Origin of the sequence: Methylobacterium haplocladii (genome assembly GCF_007992175.1) — a bacterium.
Taxonomy (GTDB): Bacteria; Pseudomonadota; Alphaproteobacteria; order Rhizobiales; family Beijerinckiaceae; genus Methylobacterium; species Methylobacterium haplocladii.
Window position 1 is genome coordinate 1 of the sequence record NZ_BJZT01000099.1, and the last position, 687, is coordinate 687.

Genomic DNA, 687 nt, shown 5'->3' on the forward strand with positions numbered 1-687 from the left:
CCGCCCGCTCGGCGCCGGACAGCGTCTCGTAATGGCTGCGTGCGCCGTCGAGCATCACCTGCGTGCCGACGACGTTGGTGCGCACGAAGGCGCCAGGATCGGTGATCGAGCGGTCGACATGGCTCTCGGCGGCGAGGTGCATCACCGCCTCCGGCTTGAACGCGGCGTAGACGGCGTGGACGCGGGCCGGGTCGCAGATGTCGGCCTGGACGAGCCGGTGCCGGCTGTCGCCGTCGAGGGGTTGCAGCGAGATCGGGTTGGCCGCGTAGGTCAGCGCGTCGAGGGTCAGCACCTCGTGACCGAGATCCCGCACGAGATGCAGGACGAGAGCGGAGCCGATGAAGCCGCAGCCGCCGGTCACAAGAATGCGCATGAATGTCTCCGTTCTCTTTGCAGGTGGCCGACACCTGCAGAAGCCGGGATCGGGTGCCCGGCGACACGATGGCTCGCGTCAAAAAAGCCTTTCGAGGCTGGCGAGCCGCGGCGCGGCCTTGTCCTTGGCCGAGAGGATCGCTTCCGCCTCGCTCACCGGCCAGTCGATGCCGATGTCGGGATCGTTCCAGGCGATGCTCCGGTCGTTCGCCGGGCTGTAATAGGCATCGACCTTGTAGGCCACCATGGTGTTCGCCTCCAGCGTGCAGAAGCCGTGCGCGAAGCCGTGCGGCACGAAGAGCTGTTCGCCGCTTA

At 67.4% G+C, this 687-nt stretch carries 2 protein-coding genes; both read right to left on the minus strand.

What is annotated here, in order from left to right; genetic code table 11:
* A partial coding sequence (locus tag MHA02_RS21900; RefSeq protein WP_147082698.1) for a GDP-mannose 4,6-dehydratase occupies positions 1 to 373 on the minus strand: 373 nt, incomplete at its 3' end.
* Between the two features lie 78 nt (positions 374 to 451).
* The coding region (locus tag MHA02_RS21905; RefSeq protein WP_147082700.1) for a dTDP-4-dehydrorhamnose 3,5-epimerase family protein at positions 452 to 687 on the minus strand (236 nt) is incomplete at its 5' end.